The following is a 15,246-nucleotide window of genomic DNA, read 5'->3' on the forward strand; positions in this document are numbered from 1 at the left end:
ACATCTCGGCGGACGGAAAAGCCACCGTAGAGAATGTGAACACTTCTAGCGAGAGCGCCAAGTCTCTCGTGGAGACGCGGGCGGCCACCACTACCTTCATCAACGCGGGGGCGGATATGCTGGCTTCCCAGGGCTTCCAGCAGGCAGCTAATGCCGTCGCCGTCGAAGCGGCGGAGCAGTCGAAAAACGGCTCGGACGGTGGAACGGGCGGCGGAGGCTTCACGCCCTTCGCGGCCTTCGGCGGTTCGTCCATGCGGGCGGAAAGCGGCTCTTATGTCGATACGCGTGGCTTCGGACTCAACATAGGCTTTGCCCGCGAGTTTTCCAACAGTCAGGGAAAACTGCTCTTCGGTCCGATTGTCGAGTACGGCGGAGGAAACTACGACAGCTATCTTGACAACGGCACCCACGGCGATGGCGGCGCCCACTATTTCGGGCTCGGCGTCATGGCGCGGCAGGTCAACCACGGCGGCTCCTATTACGAGGGGAGCCTGCGGGGCGGCCGCGTAACCTCCGACTACAAGAGTGACCTTGGCGGTATGGCGCGCGTGGACTACGACAGCGCGTCCAACTATTTCGCTGCGCACCTCGGCGTAGGCAAAGTCTTCGATATGGGAAACAACAACACCCTCGACGGTTATTTCAAATACTTCTTCAGCCATCAGGCTGGCGACACCACGACAATCCATATCGCGGGCATGGACGACGAGACGGGTGACTTCGACGCTGTGGACAGCCACCGCATCCGTTTCGGCGCAAGACTTACCCACAAAATCAACGATAAGAACAAACTCTACGGAGGGCTCGCCTACCAGTATGAGTTCGGCGGCGAGGCCAGGGCGCACTTCAACGGCATCGGCGCGCCGAGTCCCAGCGTGAAAGGAAGCAGCGGAATGCTGGAACTGGGCTGGCAGGTCAAGCCGGGAGAAGGCCCTCTGACCCTCGACCTCGGCGTTACGGGCTGGGCAGGAAAGCAAAGAGGTGGCAGCGTTCAGCTCGGCGCGACCTGGAGCTTCTGATACCGTATAAAAGAGCATATTGCCTGCACGGTCAATTTCAAGAATATATTTCGCCCCGGCTTCGGGGCGTTTCTTTTTGCTGTATACATTGAACGCTCTTTTCCGACACGGGATAAAAGTATACAATACTATATTAGGAAGGAAAGGGGGGAGCGGTTTTGGATTTTACCGGATTTCAGATTGCGTTTAAGGCTGTTGTGCCCGTGTTCGTCCTTATCGGCGTGGGGCTTGTTATCCGTCTGCGCAAGCTCTTGACGGACGATGAGCTGAAACGCGTGAACGGCATGGTGTTTCAGATATTCTTTTTCATCATGCTTTTTTACAGCACTTATACCACAAATATCCGACAGACCTTTCAGCCCCGGCTCATTGCCTTTGCGCTGTGCTCTCTTGCGGTTATATATCTTGTTCCCTTTTTCCTTGTGCCGAAGTTCGAGCCCACTGACAAAAGGCGCGGGGCAATGATTCAGGCAATATACCGCAGCAACTTCGTCCTTTTGGGCATACCTCTTGTGGCGAATCTTTTCGGAGAGGAAAATATCGCCGTTACCACCATGATGATAGCGGTGGTCGTGCCTATCTATAATGTTCTCGGAGTTATGACGCTTGAGATTTTCCGCGGGGGAAAGGTTGCTCCTCTGCAGCTTTTCAAAAACGTCCTGAAAAATCCGATGATAGCAGGCGCTCTCTGCGGACTCGCTTTTCTCGTTCTCGGTATTCCTATTCCCAATGTTGTAATGAAGCCGCTTCATCAGATTTCGGTGGCTACGACGCCTATCGCCCTGATTATTCTCGGCGCATCCTTTCACCTCGGTACTACGGGCACGCACAGAAAACAGCTCATTGCCTGCATCATCAGCAGGCTGATTATTATTCCTGCCTTTGTGCTTTCGGCAGGCGCGTTCTTCGGATTCCGCGGGGTGGAGTTCGCTACCCTCATAGCCATTTTTGCTTCTCCATGCGCTGTGGCAGGCTTTGCGATGGCGCAGCAGATGGACAGCGATGCCGACCTGGCGGGAAACTGTGTGGTATTCACCACGGCGCTTTCATGCCTTACACTCTTTGGCTGGATTGTAATATTCCATTCGCTCGGTGTTTTGTGAAGTTTTTAACATGCCCTTCGAATATCCACGAAACAATGTGGATAAATCGAAGGGTTTTTCATTATTTTTGCAGGGTTATCCACAGTTATGCACATAGAACGGCTGTTTTGTGAATAAAATTGGGGATAACTTAGGAAAAAAACAGCTTTTGGCGGATAAATATTATTTTTTGTTAAAAGGAATAAACCCTATTGACAAAGTAGGATTTGCCAATTACAATATAAACATAGCAATTAACTATGTTATGTATGTTACCCAAAACAGGGAAGCCTGTTAAAGGGAGATTTGTACCGGGAGGCGTAATTAATGGGGAAAATTTATCAGAGTATCACGGAATTGATTGGCAACACGCCGCTGCTTCAGGCAAATAACTTCATCAAAAAGAACAAGCTTGAAGCAAACATTCTCGTCAAGCTGGAGTATTTCAATCCGGCAGGCAGCGTCAAGGACCGCATTGCCCGCGCAATGATCGAGGACGCAGAGAAAAAAGGAATCCTGACGAAGGACTCCGTTATTATCGAGCCGACCAGCGGCAACACAGGTATCGGTCTTGCGAGCTTCGCTGCGGCAAGAGGCTACCGTGCTATTCTCACCATGCCTGAGACAATGAGCATAGAGCGCCGCAATCTTTTGAAGGCTTACGGTGCTGAAATCGTTCTGACCGACGGTGCGAAGGGCATGAAGGGCGCTATTGCGAAGGCTGAGGAGCTTGCAGGAAAAATTCCGCATTCCTTCATTCCGTCGCAGTTCACGAACCCTGTAAATCCTGAAGCACATAAAAACACAACGGGTCCGGAAATCTGGGCAGATACGGACGGAAAGGTTGACGCTTTCATCGCGGGCGTAGGCACAGGCGGCACGCTCACAGGTGTCGGAGAATATCTGAAGGATAAAAATCCTGACGTGAAAATCATTGCCGTAGAGCCTGCTTCTTCGCCTGTTCTTTCAAAGGGTACCGCAGGCGCTCACAAGATTCAGGGTATTGGCGCGGGCTTTGTGCCTGATACGCTCAATACAGATGTGTATGATGAAGTCATTCCTGTCGTCAATGAGGATGCGTTCCATTACGGCCGTGAGTTCTCACAGACCGAGGGCGTGCTTATCGGAATTTCCTCCGGTGCTGCGCTGGCGGCTGCGGCACAGGTGGCAAAACGTCCTGAGTTCAAGGGAAAGACTATCGTAGTTCTTCTTCCGGACACAGGCGACCGCTACCTTTCCACGGAGCTTTTCGCTGACTGATTTCAAAAGAATAAAAAGCCTTCTCCGGAAGGAGAAGGCTTTTTATATGCTCTAAAACCGAACATACAGACGTGACATTTCCGCGAGCCATTGATTTTTAAGGCTTTCCGACATGCATAGAATAGTGGGATTTCCTGCCCATTGAAAAAAAGTAGCATTTTAGCAGAGAATAGAGTATGATTGATTATCATTGGTTAGTGTATTATAGGAGGGAATAAACGTGAGGATCGTCGTTGTGGGAGCAGGAAAGCTGGGATACAGTATTTCCGAGCTCTTGTCGCGTGAGCAGTATGAGGTCGTCCTTATTGACCGTGACGCGACCCGTCTGGAGGAGGCAAAGAACCGCCTCGATGTCCTGACTATTATGGCAAACGGTTCACATCCGCAGACCATGCAGGATATGGACGTAAAAAAGGCGGATGTCCTTATTGCCGTTACTGCAAGCGACGAGACGAACATGGTTAGCTGCATGCTGGCGAAAAAGGCAGGCATACGCCATACGGTAGCGCGCATCAGCGACCTTCTCTTCATCGAGCGTTCAAAGGACGAGGTAAAGAAGATGTTCGGCATCGACCTCCTTTTGATGCCGGAATATATTGCTGCCCGCGAAATAAACCGTATTCTCATGACGCCGGCGGCTCTCAACGTAGAAGATTTTGCCGACGGCAAGGTACGTCTTTTTGAGACGAAGGTTCAGGCGGATTCGAAATATGCGGGCGTACCCTTGAAGAAGCTCAATATGCCTCCGTCCATTCTGGCAGGCATGATATTCCGCGACCATAGAATGATTATTCCTCACGGCGATGACTGCATGATGCCGGGGGATAACGCATACTTTATCGGAAGCACGAAGGATATTGAGGCATTCAGCCAGAATTTCGTGCGCCGCGAAGCGAGAAAACTGGAGCGTGTGCTTATTATCGGCGCGGGCCGTACGGGCCGTTCCCTTGCGACCATGCTGGACAGGCAGGGCGTAAACGTAAAAATTATAGATAATGACCGCGACCGCTCACAGATGGCGGCGGAACGCCTCAAAAACGGCGGTATTTCCATTTACGGAGACGGAACGAATATCGACCTTCTGAACGAGGAATCGGTGAGCGCGGCAGATGTTGTCGTATGCCTTACGCAGGACGACAAACTCAACATGATGATGGCACTTCTCGCGAAGCATCTGGGTGCCCGCGAAACCGTCGTCCGTGTGGCAAGAAGCGAGTACAACGACCTCATGGAGAAGGTCGGTATTGATATAGTTATTTCCGCGCGCCTTTTGGCTGCCAGCGAGGTTCTGGCATTCGTGCGCCGCGGCGGCGTAGTCTCCGTATCGCTTCTTGAGGGTGCGCAGGCGGAGGCAGTAGAGGTAATCGTGCAGGAAAAAGCGCCTGTTGCAAACCGTCCGCTGAAGGAAGTCCGTGTTCCGAAGGAATGTCTGGTATGCGCATACGTGCGCAACGGAGAAGCCGTCATTCCTAACGGTGATTCAGTACTGCTGCCGGGCGACAGGGCCGTGCTTTTCATTCAGCCGAAATTTTCGCAGAAGGTCATGTCGTATTTCAAGAGAGGGTAAAGCGTCATGAGTATCCGGCTGATTTCTTATCTCCTGGGACAGATATCTGTGCTGGCCGGGGTTTCCATGCTTATTCCGCTGGTTTATACAGTGATAAGGCATACCGCGGAAATGCCGGCTTTTTTCACGTCTGCGATAGTAGTGCTGTGTCTGGGAGAGATTTTTATTTTTCTCGGAAAACATCACCCTGACAGAATGCAGGTGCTGGACGGAGCGGCACTGATGTTCATAGGGGCGGGAGTTCTTTCCCTATATGGTATGCTCCCCTATGTCCTGTCGGGAAATCTTTCGGCAGTAGATGCCTTTTTCGAGAGTGTGTCCAACTTCACAACCACGGGAATCACGTTCTTTACGCAGGACAGCCCGTATTCACTGCGCTTCTGGGGTGGCTTCATAAGCTGGCTGGGAGGGCTTTGTTTTGTTATCATTCTTGTTACCATACTGCCGCAGGTCGTAGGCGGCTTCGGACTGACGCTTTCCCGCGAGCAGAACCTCATGTTCAGCCCTGTGCTGGGGCGCATGCGCCGCATGGCAGGAAAGGCTGCCTTGTTGTATTTGGGGCTTACGGTTTTCACGACATTATTGTACTATCTTGCAGACCTTGGCCCACTTGATTCGCTTTTGGCGGCAATGCTGACACTCTCTACAAACGGAGGCAGCCAGCAGATGGGCTTTATCGCGCGAAACAGTATTGCCCTTGAAATGGCGGCAATGATTGCCATGCTTATTGCCAGCACGAACTTTCTCCTTCTCTGGCAGGCTATACATCACCGTTCCTTCCGTGAATTTTTCAGCGATGTGGAGCTTCGTGTATTCCTTGTAATGGTGATGATTTTTACCCTTGTGGTGGCATGGCACCTGAACTGGACAGGCACATACGATGTTTCGGACAGCCTGCGTTACTCCGCGTTTGCGGTTATTTCCTTTGCTTCAACCAGCGGTTTTATCGCGGCCCCTGTGGAGAACTGGCCGGATTTTGACCGCTTTGTACTGCTTTTGCTTGTATTCGTTGGCGGCTGCATCGGTTCGTCTACAGGAGGACTCAAGGTAAAACGCTTCCTTATCCTGTTCAAAATGGCCATGGCGGAGGCGGAGCGTACCCTGCACCCTCACATGGTGGCGGATATCCACGTGGGTGAGCAGCATATTTCACGCACGAGTGTCCTTCGTGTGCTCTGCTACTTCTTCCTGTTCCTTGCAACCTTTTACGTTTTTATACTGTTTTTGACACTTGTTGACATATCCATGCCGGAGGCGGCGGGTATAGCAGTAGGTATGCTTTCCAGCGTAGGTACGGCATCGGGCCTTTACGGACATGAGGTGCTTATGGAGCTGCCGGGCTGGACGAAGCTGGGCTGCTGCTTTTTCATGCTCCTCGGACGGCTTCAGATTTTCGGAATACTTCTTCTGGCTTCTGGCAGTTCGCGCCGTTCGGAAAATAACTGGTAAAGGAGGCGGGCTTCAATGGATATTCGTGTTGTAGCACAGATATTGGGAACGCTCGCCTACTGCGTGAGCGCGGCAATGATGATTCCACTGGCGTATGCCGTTTACGCTGTGGAGGGCGAAGCGGCAGGCATATTTTTCTGCTCGTCCTTCGTGAGCCTTCTGCTTGGCGGTTGGCTTCGTCAGAACGGTCTGACTCCTGACCGTGATTTTACCCTCAGAGAGGGCATTGCGGTTACAACCCTTGGCTGGCTTATGGTTTCCGTTCTTTCCATGCAGCCCTATTATTTCGGCGGCTGGCTGAATTTCCTGGACAGTATTACGGAGTCAATCTCGGGTCTTTCGGGCACGGGCGCAACAGTCATGGACGTTCTCGACCATCTTCCCAGAAGCCTCCTGCTCTGGCGCAGTCTTACCAACTGGGTTGGAGGCCTCGGTATCATCGTCATATTTATGGCGCTCCTTCCGCAGTTCGGACGCGGCGCCGTCTACATGATGCAGGCGGAGTCCACAGGACCGACAAAGGAACGCCAGCTCCCACGAATAAAGGACAATGCGGCGGCACTGTTCAAAATCTATCTGTCCTTTACCGTAGTATGCGGTATAGTCTACGTCCTTTGCGGAATGCCCCTGTATGACGCGGTCAATCACGCACTGACCACCATAGCTACAGGCGGATTTTCCACCCAGGGCAGCAGCTTTATCTATTACGACAATCCGCTCCTTGAGGCGTGGGCAGTCTTTTTTATGGTTATAGCCAGTGGCAGCTTCGGAATGTACGTCATGGCATGGCGCCATGGCGGCAAGATAATACTCAGAAACACCGAGTTCAAGGTGTTTTTGGCAGTATTTGCAGTGGCGACTGTACTCGTTACCGCAGACCTTGTCACAGAGATGGGCATGGATATTCCGCAGTCCCTCAGGTACGCGTCTTTTCAGGTGGCCGCGCTTTTCTCCACCACGGGATATGTATCAAACGACTTTGACCTGTGGCCGTCTTTTTCAAAATCCGTGCTGCTGTTTTTGATGTTTGTTGGCGGATGCGGCGGTTCCACGGCTGGCGGACTCAAAGTCATGCGCCTCGTCGTTCTCATCAAGATGGTCAAAGCGGCGGCGTGGCAGAAGCTTCATCCGCAGATTGTCGCCCACGTGCGCATGAACGGAAATATCATGCCGCCTGAGGTGCTCTATGGTATCGCGCGCCACTTCTTCATCTATGTAATGCTTGACGTGCTTTTTGCCTTTGCCATGATACTGGACGGTATCTCCATGATTGACGCGGTCAGCGTGGCAGTATCTACAATGGGAAGTGTCGGCCCGGGCTTCGGTATCGCGGGCGCGACCAGTACATACGCGCTTCTTCCTGATTTTTCAAAGGTAGTGGCGTGCTTTGCAATGTTCCTCGGACGTCTTGAGATTTTTACGGTACTGGCGTTGTTGCAGCCTGAGTTTTGGCGTTGGCACAAGGCCTGGTGATTTTTCCGTCATGCTGTGTCAGCGGACGCTCGACGTAGCGATATTGGTGCCGGTTCTTTTTCCGTCATGCTTTGTCACCAGCCGCTCGACGTAGTTTTAATACGTTGTCGCGACCGTGGCACGATTTTAAATAATTTTTTTATTGCATGAAAAATGATTTATTTAAGGCTGGCAGACGCCGGCCTTTTCTGTTATACTTTAGTTATCGTAACAATAACGGAGGCGATACAAATGCTTATCACGGGGGAACACAAACTTGCCATCGGACGTCTGGATCTTTCATCTATTAACACAGGCGCACGTAAAAGACTGGCACGTAAAATCGTGGACGTGGACAACGTGTATCTTTTGAATCTCAACAGGGAAAAGGGAATCCTGCTGGTGCTTGCCGTGGAGGGCGATACATGGAAGCTCATAGAGGACACGGCTGCCGATCCGCAGAAGGGCTTCAGCGAAATCTACCGCGAATCATCTATAGACCGTGAAGGCATTGAAATAATCGTACGCGCGGCACAGAGTCAGCTTGCGCGCTCTCCCGGACGCCCTGCCCAGTACAAGGACGCTCAGGAGGGACAGGAAATTTTTGTCGCTCATATATATGAAGGAAAACCAATCCGTCAGATTGCGAAGGAAATGCATATGAGCCCGTCGACAGTACAGAAAATATTAAACCGCGTGCGGCTCCATGTGGCGGACGACCTTGTAAACGGAGTCCTGCCCCTTGACCCCGAGTCGGGAACATACGCGCAGAGTCTTGAGGTTCTCCGCTGGGCGGTAAAGAACAGCACAGGGGAAAAGCAGGATAAATATCGCACATTTTTGCACAGTGTTTTAATGTAATCCATATGTTACAAAAATAACGACATAAACGTGATACTGGTACTAGGGAGAATCGTATCGCGTATATCGGGGAGGATGGATTCAATGAAACGAATATGCTTCTGCCTGCTGTGCCTCTGGCTGCTTTTGCCTGCAGGCGGACATGCGGCGTCCATGATGGAGGCGGCGTATTGGGAAGCAAGGGCGGGCTCTCTGGGTGATGTTCAGGTGGCGACCCGTGAGGAAATACGGGGAATGAACGCAGCCATACGCGAAAAGGACGACTTTTCTGTAGACCTTGCGACATATCCCGAGGAGCTTTCCGCGGAAACGGTACGGGGCTTCATAAGGGAACTTACCCCTTCAGGCGCGGGACTCTCCACACGGGACGAAAACGGAGCAGAGCACCGCGTAACACCTCAGGACGAAGAAGAGCTGCTTTCTCTTCGCGGTGATGATGACAGTACAAAGCCGGTGGCGGTGCGTTATGCAGTTACGGTTACACGCACAAACCTTCGCTTTCTTCCTACGGAGCAGGCATGGTTTGATGCCGCAGGCTCCAGAAAAGAAGACCGCCTGCAGGGGACTGCGGCTGATCCGGCAGAGCCTGTTGCTGTTCTCGCTGACAGCGAAGATAAAAAATACTGCTTTGTGCAGATGAGAAACTACAGGGGCTGGGTGGAGAAAAAAACTCTCGCCTTTACAGATCGTGCGGTATGGCTCTCATATGTATCCCCCGACAGATTCCTCGTGGTGACGGCGAATCTCGCCACGGTACAGACGCACGGAGACCATAAGGAAATATTCCAGATGGGAAGCCGTATTCCGCTGCTGGGACATGCATGGCAGGTGTGGACGGTTCGTATACCCCGCGCTGATGCCTCGGGACGACTGGAGGAACAGAAGGTTGCAATCCCTCATGATGTGAAAATGTTCCACGAAGGATATCTTTCGTACACTACAAACAATCTCGTGCGCCAGTCCTTCCGCTTCATCGGCGATGTGTACGGCTGGGGCGGGCTTGATAACAGCGTGGACAGCTCCGCGCTGGCAGCAGATGTCTACAGAACTGTAGGCATAGAGCTGCCCCGTGACAGTGCAAGACAGGAAATGGCAATGAGCCATATTGTTAAGCTTCCGGAGATACTCACGGAGGCAGAACGTATCCCTGTAATAGCCACGGCTATGCCGGGCAGCCTTCTCTTCCAGCCGGGACAGGTCTCCGTGCTTCTCGGAACTACTACAGAAGGAAAGCCAATGGTGCTGCAGGCGCTCTACAGCTACGGAACAAAGGGAACTAACGGCGACGAGGTACAGTACCCCTGCCGTGTGCTCCTTTCCAGCCTGAACCTCCTCGGTGAAGACGGCAGAACCTTCTGCCGCAGACTCACAAGCGTGGGAACTATGATACCTGAATAAAGAATAATTTTAACAATAAAGAGGTTCATCGACTCATTCGAGCCAATGAACCTCTTTTTCGTTTACGTCGTCTTATTCCTGAACAGCCAGCCTGCAAATGGCAGGGTGATAAATGCCACGGTGAGCATTGGAATGAAGTCGTGGTAGATGTTTTTTAATCCCGCGCCTTCGAGGTAGATGCGTCTGAGCGCGTCTGTGGCAAATCGCAGCGGGTCTGCGTAGGTGAGTATCTGCAGAGCCTCAGGCATGTTGTGTATTGGTGTAGCTATGCCCGAGAGAAGCGACAGAGGCAGAAGCAGTACGAATACGTATACAAGCACCTGCTGCATGCTGTTGGATATGGCGGATATGGTGAGTCCTATACCCGTCGAGCTGAGTATGAATATGAACAGCGTGAGGTACATAAGAGGCACCGAGCCCGAGAATGGAATCCTGAACAGGAACAGGGCCAGCATAAACAGCACCGTGCTCTGGAACATTCCGATAAGCATTGGCGGCAGTGCTTTTCCTACTAAAATTTCGAACTGTGAAAAGGGAGCGACGAGAAGCTGGTCAAATGTTCCCTGCTCGCGTTCCTTTGCAATGGAAAGCCCTGCAAGCATGATTACCTGAGTGAAGCTGATCAGACCGATAAGTCCCGGCAGGAACGCCCAGCGTGTTGTCTGGTTGGGATTGTACCATATACGGGTAATAAGCTCTATTGGCGGATTGCCGAGAGATTCCGCGTTCCACGCGGCGGTGATGCGCCCGAAGTAGGACGCGGTAAGTCCCGCGGTCATGGTGTTCCGTCCGTCGGTGATGAGCTGCACGGGAGCAGGCTCGTTAAGTGACAGCTTCGAGGTGAAGTCCGTGGGAATGACGAGCACCGCCATAGCCGTTTCATCGTACATTACCTTTTCTATATCGTAGGTGGAGTTCAGCGTAGCGACCCGTGTGAATGCGTTGGTGCCGTCTATGTGGGCTATGAGGCTCCGGCTTTCCTTCGTGTGGCTCATATCCAGTACTGCAAAGGGCACGTTGTCCAGGTTATAGGTGGCGCCGTAGCCGAAAAGAATGCCCTGCATAAGAACAGGCACAAGAAGAAGCTGCCGCGCGGTTTTGTCCTTGAAGGTGGCGAGAAGCTCCTTTTCGCATATAAACCTGAGGTGCATAAGGAAGACGCGCAGACTGTCGAGATTCATTCCTCCACCTTCTTTCTTGTGATATGGAAGGCAAGCCCGATAAAGAATACGGCATATCCCATGAGGATAAGGCCGTTCTTGATAAGAAGCGGATAGTTGTTGCCCGCAAGGAAAAGCGATTTAAGCAAAATCAGATAATACGTTGTCGGAAGTATCTTGCTTATTATCTGAATAGCAAAGGGCTGCGAATGAAGGTCAAAGAGGAAGCCGGATACCATTACCGAGGGCATGAAGCTCACAAGCAGGGCGAGCTGGCACGCGTTGAACTGGTTTTTCGTTATCGCGGAAATGACGAGCCCTATGCCCAGAGCCACGATAAGGTAGAGCATTGATACACCCAGTATGAGTATAAGGGAGCCGCGCAGGGGAACCTCGTAGAGATAGTGCCCTGCCACAAGACACAGAATCATACCTGCCATTGCAACGAAAAAGTAAGGAATCATTTTTGCCAGTATAAGCTCTGCCGCCTGTACGGGAGTGACAAAAAGGGATTCAAAGGTGCCGCGCTCCCACTCGCGGGCCATGACGACGGCCGTAAGGAATACGCCCACGATAGTCATTATGAGCATGATAAGTCCCGGCACGAAGAACCACGCGCTTGTATTTGCGTCGTTGAACCACATACGGCTGACGATTACCGCGCCCCTTGCGCTGCCCTGACGTTTTATGAGCCAATCGGAAAGGCCCGTTTCAAGGTAGCCCTGAACGGTCAAAGAGGTTGTGGTTTCTACGCCGTATAATATCGCCTGCATTTTCGCTTCATTGGAGGCGAGTTTTTTCGTGAAATCCGAGGGGATATAAAGTATTACGTCTGCCTTGCGCTGCTCCATGAGTTCTTTGGCTTCGTGCATGGACGTGACATAGCGGGGCTCGAAATAGTCGGAGCCTGTGAGGAAGCTCACGCTGTCCTGCGCCGTGGGTGACGGGTCCTCGAGCACGACGGCGGTGGGCACGTTCTTTACGTCAAGGGATATGCCGTAGCCTATGAGCAGTATGAGGACGAGAGGCAGCGCAATGCCCAGAAGAAGGCTGCTGTTGTCGCGGCTCAGCTGCAGAAATTCCTTGTAGACAAGAGCGCGCAGACGGCGGAAGAAGTCAGGAAGATTTTCCATTGTCTCCCTCCTTTCTGCCGTTTTCGACAATAGTGATGAAGATTTCGTTCATAGGCGCGTTTTTAAGCCCCAGCTCATCACGTATACGCTCGGGGCTGCCTATGGCAAACAGCCGTCCCTGGTCCTGTATCATGATACGGTCGCAGTATTCGGCTTCTTCCATGAAATGGGTAGTGATTATGATGGTCGTTCCCTGAGCCGAAAGGTCTGTTATCTGACGCCAGAACTGGCGGCGTGCCAGCGGGTCAATGCCGCTTGTGGGCTCGTCAAGGAACAATATTTTCGGCCTGTGCATGAGAGCCGCAGCCATTGAAAGACGCTGCTTGTAGCCTCCGGGGAGAGCTTCCGCGGCGTCGTTTTCGCGTCCGTTAAGGGAAAATTCGTCGATAACTTCTTCTATGCGTTTTTTCAGAGTTTCGCCCGAAAGCCCGTACGCGCCTCCAAAGAACCGCAGATTTTCCATGACACTGAGGTTGCCGTAGAGTGAGAATTTCTGCGCTACATAGCCGAGGTTTGCCCGGGCTTTTGTACGCGACTCAGCAAGATCAACTCCTGCCACATTGAGGTAACCGCTGGTGGCGGGGAGAAGTCCGCAGAGCATTCGGAAGGTGGTGGTTTTTCCCGCGCCGTTCGGTCCGAGGAGCCCGAAAATTTCACCCCTGTGCACGGAAAATGAGGTGTTTGCCACGGCGGTGAAATCTCCGAATTTTCTTATGAGGTTTTTGACCTCGATATCCACGGGCATTTCCTCGCGGGAAATCTCGTATTTCTGGTTTTTCAGTGTTTCGCTGTTATTTTTCGCGGAAGGCATTAACGGGTCGGGGTTTTCCTTCATGTCCTTATGGAGGAGCAGCATAAAGCCGTCCTCAAGGCGCTCGGGAACAGCCTCTGCCGTGAGGGAAAAATCACTGAGGACAGGGCTGTCCTCTGTGCCGTTTTTTATGAAGCGGACACGGCCCCCGTCGGGGACGGCATCTGTTATATGCTCTGTGTCGTCCAGCAAAAGGCTCTGGAGCACGCGGGTGGGGAGATTTTCAGGGGGACTTACGGAGTAGCAGCAGTCTTTCGCGAGAGCGCGCACTTCGGCGGGGGTGCCCTGCATGAGAACGCGTCCGCGGTTCATGATGAATACGTCGGCGCACATTTCTGCTTCGTCCATGTAGGAGGTGTTTACGAGTATCGAAATAGGATCGCTTTCAACCAGTGTTTTCAGTATTTCCCAGAGCTCGCGCCTGGACAACGGGTCTACACCCACTGTGGGCTCGTCAAGAAGCAGCAGGGAAGGAGAGCGCACGAGAGTACATGCGAGACCGAGCTTCTGCTTCATGCCTCCCGAGAGCTTTCCCGCAAGGCGCTTTGTAAAGGGTGTCAGTCCCGTCATTTTCAAAAGGCGTTCGAAGCGTTCGGGGCGTATTTCCTGTGGTATGCCGTGAAGGTCTGAGTAAAGGTCGAGGTTTTCCTGCACGGATAAATCCTCGTAAAGACCGAATTTCTGCGGCATATAGCTGAGCTCGTCCTGAACCGCCTGCGGGGTCTCCACTACGTTCTTTCCAAGCACGGTGAGAGTGCCTTCCGTAGGCACCATCAGCCCCGCGACAAGGCGCATAAGGGTAGTCTTTCCCGAGCCGTCGGGGCCTATCAGTGCGGAGAGGACACCTTTTTTTACCTGTATATCCAGAGAAGCAAGCGCTGTGACAGGGGCTCCGTTTTTCGGCTGAAAGACCTTTGTAAGATGTTCAGTTTTAATTACGTATTCCTGCCGCGCGTCCATCAGAAATCCACCCGAACCGTTGCAGGCATACCGAGTCTGAGGATATTTTCCGGGTCGTCGAGATAGACGCGGACCTCGTAGAGAAGAGATGTACGAAGCTCGTCCGTCTGAACTGTCTTCGGTGTGAACTCGGCGGAGGAGGAAATATATCCTATCTGTCCTTTTATGGATTTATCCTTGAAGCTGTCGATGGTTACGGTGGCGTTCTGCCCTTCCTTTACTCGTCCGAGGTCGCTTTCCTTGACGTAGACGCGCACCCATTTTTTGTCCAGTAGGGACAGCTTGTAAACGGGAGCGGATGGAGAAACCATGTCGCCCACCTCGCGCATGCGCGAACGGATAACACCGTCGCAGGGAGCCTTCATCTCCGCTTCGGTGATGAGATATTCGATATGTGCCTGCTGCTGCTTCAGCGCTTCAAGCTGAGCCTCGCCTGCAGCTATATCCTCTGCACGGGGGCCTGTTACGGCTTCCTCGTACGCGCGGCGTGCCGCTTCTGTCTGCGCCCGTGCGGCGTCAGCCTGCGAAATGGCACTGTCGAGCTCCTGGTCGCTTATTCCGCGTACGTCATCATAGACCTTCTGCTTGCGCTCCAACACGCTCTGGGCGAGCATGGAGGCTGCCTCTGCCTGACGGACCTTTTCTGCCGCCTGCTCGATTTCCTCGGGGCGTGTTCCGTTGTGCAGCTTATCAACCGCGCTCTGCTGCGCCAGAACCTGCGCCTTTGTCTGGGCGAGCTGGATTGCAAGGTCCCGTGTCTCTATACGTCCGAGGGGCTGGCCTTTTACTACATGGTCTCCCTCTTCCACAAGCAGCGATTCTATTCTGTCGCTGGAGCGGAAGGCAAGAGTAACCTCGCGCACATCTACGTTTCCTGATAAGGTCAAATGATGCGCGGCTTCCTGTTTGCTGTTTCTGTCATTGATAAACCAACAAACGGCTCCTACAAGAACGACTGCGATGATAACGGCAATCCATAAACGCTTCTTTTCCATGCTGCCCCTCTCCGTTTCTGAATATTTTGTTAAGTTAAGATAAGATAAGTATAGCATAATGGGGCATAAATTGCTTTATCTTTCTTTGCAAAATTTGCA

11 protein-coding genes and 1 pseudogene are annotated in these 15,246 nt (G+C 52.4%); 8 read left to right on the plus strand and 4 right to left on the minus strand.

The genetic code is table 11. The annotated features are described in order from the left end of the window. From ACY69O_RS02035 to ACY69O_RS02070, 8 genes and pseudogenes are all read left to right on the plus strand, one after another. Positions 1 to 1,019 (plus strand): annotated as a pseudogene (locus ACY69O_RS02035) (hypothetical protein); the annotation flags it as partial. Positions 1,020 to 1,177: 158 nt separating this feature from the next. Beyond that, complete coding sequence (locus ACY69O_RS02040) at positions 1,178 to 2,122, plus strand: AEC family transporter (protein ID WP_462331805.1); 945 nt, start codon at positions 1,178 to 1,180, stop codon at positions 2,120 to 2,122. A 306-nt stretch (positions 2,123 to 2,428) separates the two neighbouring features. Further along, a complete protein-coding gene (gene cysK, locus ACY69O_RS02045) occupies positions 2,429 to 3,361 on the plus strand; it encodes a cysteine synthase A (RefSeq protein ID WP_462331806.1) in 933 nt (310 codons plus the stop codon). A 220-nt stretch (positions 3,362 to 3,581) separates the two neighbouring features. Continuing rightward, on the plus strand, positions 3,582 to 4,928 hold the full coding sequence (trkA, locus tag ACY69O_RS02050; protein WP_462331807.1) for a Trk system potassium transporter TrkA: 1,347 nt from the start codon (positions 3,582 to 3,584) through the stop codon (positions 4,926 to 4,928). Positions 4,929 to 4,934: 6 nt separating this feature from the next. Continuing rightward, positions 4,935 to 6,377 carry a TrkH family potassium uptake protein gene (locus ACY69O_RS02055; protein WP_462331808.1) on the plus strand — a complete coding sequence of 481 codons (1,443 nt, stop codon included), beginning with the start codon at positions 4,935 to 4,937 and terminating at the stop codon, positions 6,375 to 6,377. 15 nt (positions 6,378 to 6,392) lie between these two features. Then, positions 6,393 to 7,850 carry a TrkH family potassium uptake protein gene (locus ACY69O_RS02060; RefSeq protein WP_462331809.1) on the plus strand — a complete coding sequence of 486 codons (1,458 nt, stop codon included), beginning with the start codon at positions 6,393 to 6,395 and terminating at the stop codon, positions 7,848 to 7,850. Between the two features lie 231 nt (positions 7,851 to 8,081). Next, positions 8,082 to 8,690 carry a sigma factor-like helix-turn-helix DNA-binding protein gene (locus ACY69O_RS02065; RefSeq protein WP_462331810.1) on the plus strand — a complete coding sequence of 203 codons (609 nt, stop codon included), beginning with the start codon at positions 8,082 to 8,084 and terminating at the stop codon, positions 8,688 to 8,690. An 84-nt stretch (positions 8,691 to 8,774) separates the two neighbouring features. Further along, on the plus strand, positions 8,775 to 10,088 hold the full coding sequence (locus ACY69O_RS02070; RefSeq protein WP_462331811.1) for an SH3 domain-containing protein: 1,314 nt from the start codon (positions 8,775 to 8,777) through the stop codon (positions 10,086 to 10,088). Positions 10,089 to 10,150: 62 nt separating this feature from the next. On the opposite strand, the gene ACY69O_RS02075 is transcribed toward ACY69O_RS02070, so the two are convergent. Genes ACY69O_RS02075 through ACY69O_RS02090 form a run of 4 tightly spaced genes read right to left on the minus strand, consistent with a single transcriptional unit; the run spans position 10,151 to position 15,147 of the window. Then, complete coding sequence (locus tag ACY69O_RS02075; RefSeq protein ID WP_462331812.1) at positions 10,151 to 11,269, minus strand: ABC transporter permease; 1,119 nt, start codon at positions 11,267 to 11,269, stop codon at positions 10,151 to 10,153. Beyond that, positions 11,266 to 12,381, minus strand: a complete 1,116-nt coding sequence (locus tag ACY69O_RS02080) for an ABC transporter permease (protein WP_462331813.1) — start codon at positions 12,379 to 12,381, stop codon at positions 11,266 to 11,268. The genes ACY69O_RS02075 and ACY69O_RS02080 overlap by 4 nt, the downstream gene beginning before the upstream one ends. Beyond that, the gene (locus ACY69O_RS02085) at positions 12,365 to 14,152 is read right to left on the minus strand and encodes an ATP-binding cassette domain-containing protein (protein WP_462331814.1); all 1,788 of its coding nucleotides are present in this window, start codon (positions 14,150 to 14,152) and stop codon (positions 12,365 to 12,367) included. The genes ACY69O_RS02080 and ACY69O_RS02085 overlap by 17 nt, the downstream gene beginning before the upstream one ends. After that, positions 14,152 to 15,147, minus strand: a complete 996-nt coding sequence (locus ACY69O_RS02090) for an efflux RND transporter periplasmic adaptor subunit (protein ID WP_462331815.1) — start codon at positions 15,145 to 15,147, stop codon at positions 14,152 to 14,154. The genes ACY69O_RS02085 and ACY69O_RS02090 overlap by 1 nt, the downstream gene beginning before the upstream one ends. Between the last annotated feature and the right edge of the window lie 99 nt (positions 15,148 to 15,246).

This window comes from Schwartzia sp. (in: firmicutes), assembly GCF_978017985.1.

Bases quoted from the DNA above. Each gene is read 5' to 3' on its own strand.
- ACY69O_RS02090 (WP_462331815.1), bottom strand. From the start codon at position 15,147: ATGGAAAAGAAGCGTTTATGGATTGCCGTTATCATCGCAGTCGTTCTT.
- ACY69O_RS02070 (WP_462331811.1), top strand. From the start codon at position 8,775: ATGAAACGAATATGCTTCTGCCTGCTGTGCCTCTGGCTGCTTTTGCCT.
- cysK (WP_462331806.1), top strand. From the start codon at position 2,429: ATGGGGAAAATTTATCAGAGTATCACGGAATTGATTGGCAACACGCCG.
- ACY69O_RS02075 (WP_462331812.1), bottom strand. From the start codon at position 11,269: ATGAATCTCGACAGTCTGCGCGTCTTCCTTATGCACCTCAGGTTTATA.
- ACY69O_RS02080 (WP_462331813.1), bottom strand. From the start codon at position 12,381: ATGGAAAATCTTCCTGACTTCTTCCGCCGTCTGCGCGCTCTTGTCTAC.
- ACY69O_RS02085 (WP_462331814.1), bottom strand. From the start codon at position 14,152: ATGGACGCGCGGCAGGAATACGTAATTAAAACTGAACATCTTACAAAG.
- ACY69O_RS02065 (WP_462331810.1), top strand. From the start codon at position 8,082: ATGCTTATCACGGGGGAACACAAACTTGCCATCGGACGTCTGGATCTT.
- ACY69O_RS02055 (WP_462331808.1), top strand. From the start codon at position 4,935: ATGAGTATCCGGCTGATTTCTTATCTCCTGGGACAGATATCTGTGCTG.
- ACY69O_RS02060 (WP_462331809.1), top strand. From the start codon at position 6,393: ATGGATATTCGTGTTGTAGCACAGATATTGGGAACGCTCGCCTACTGC.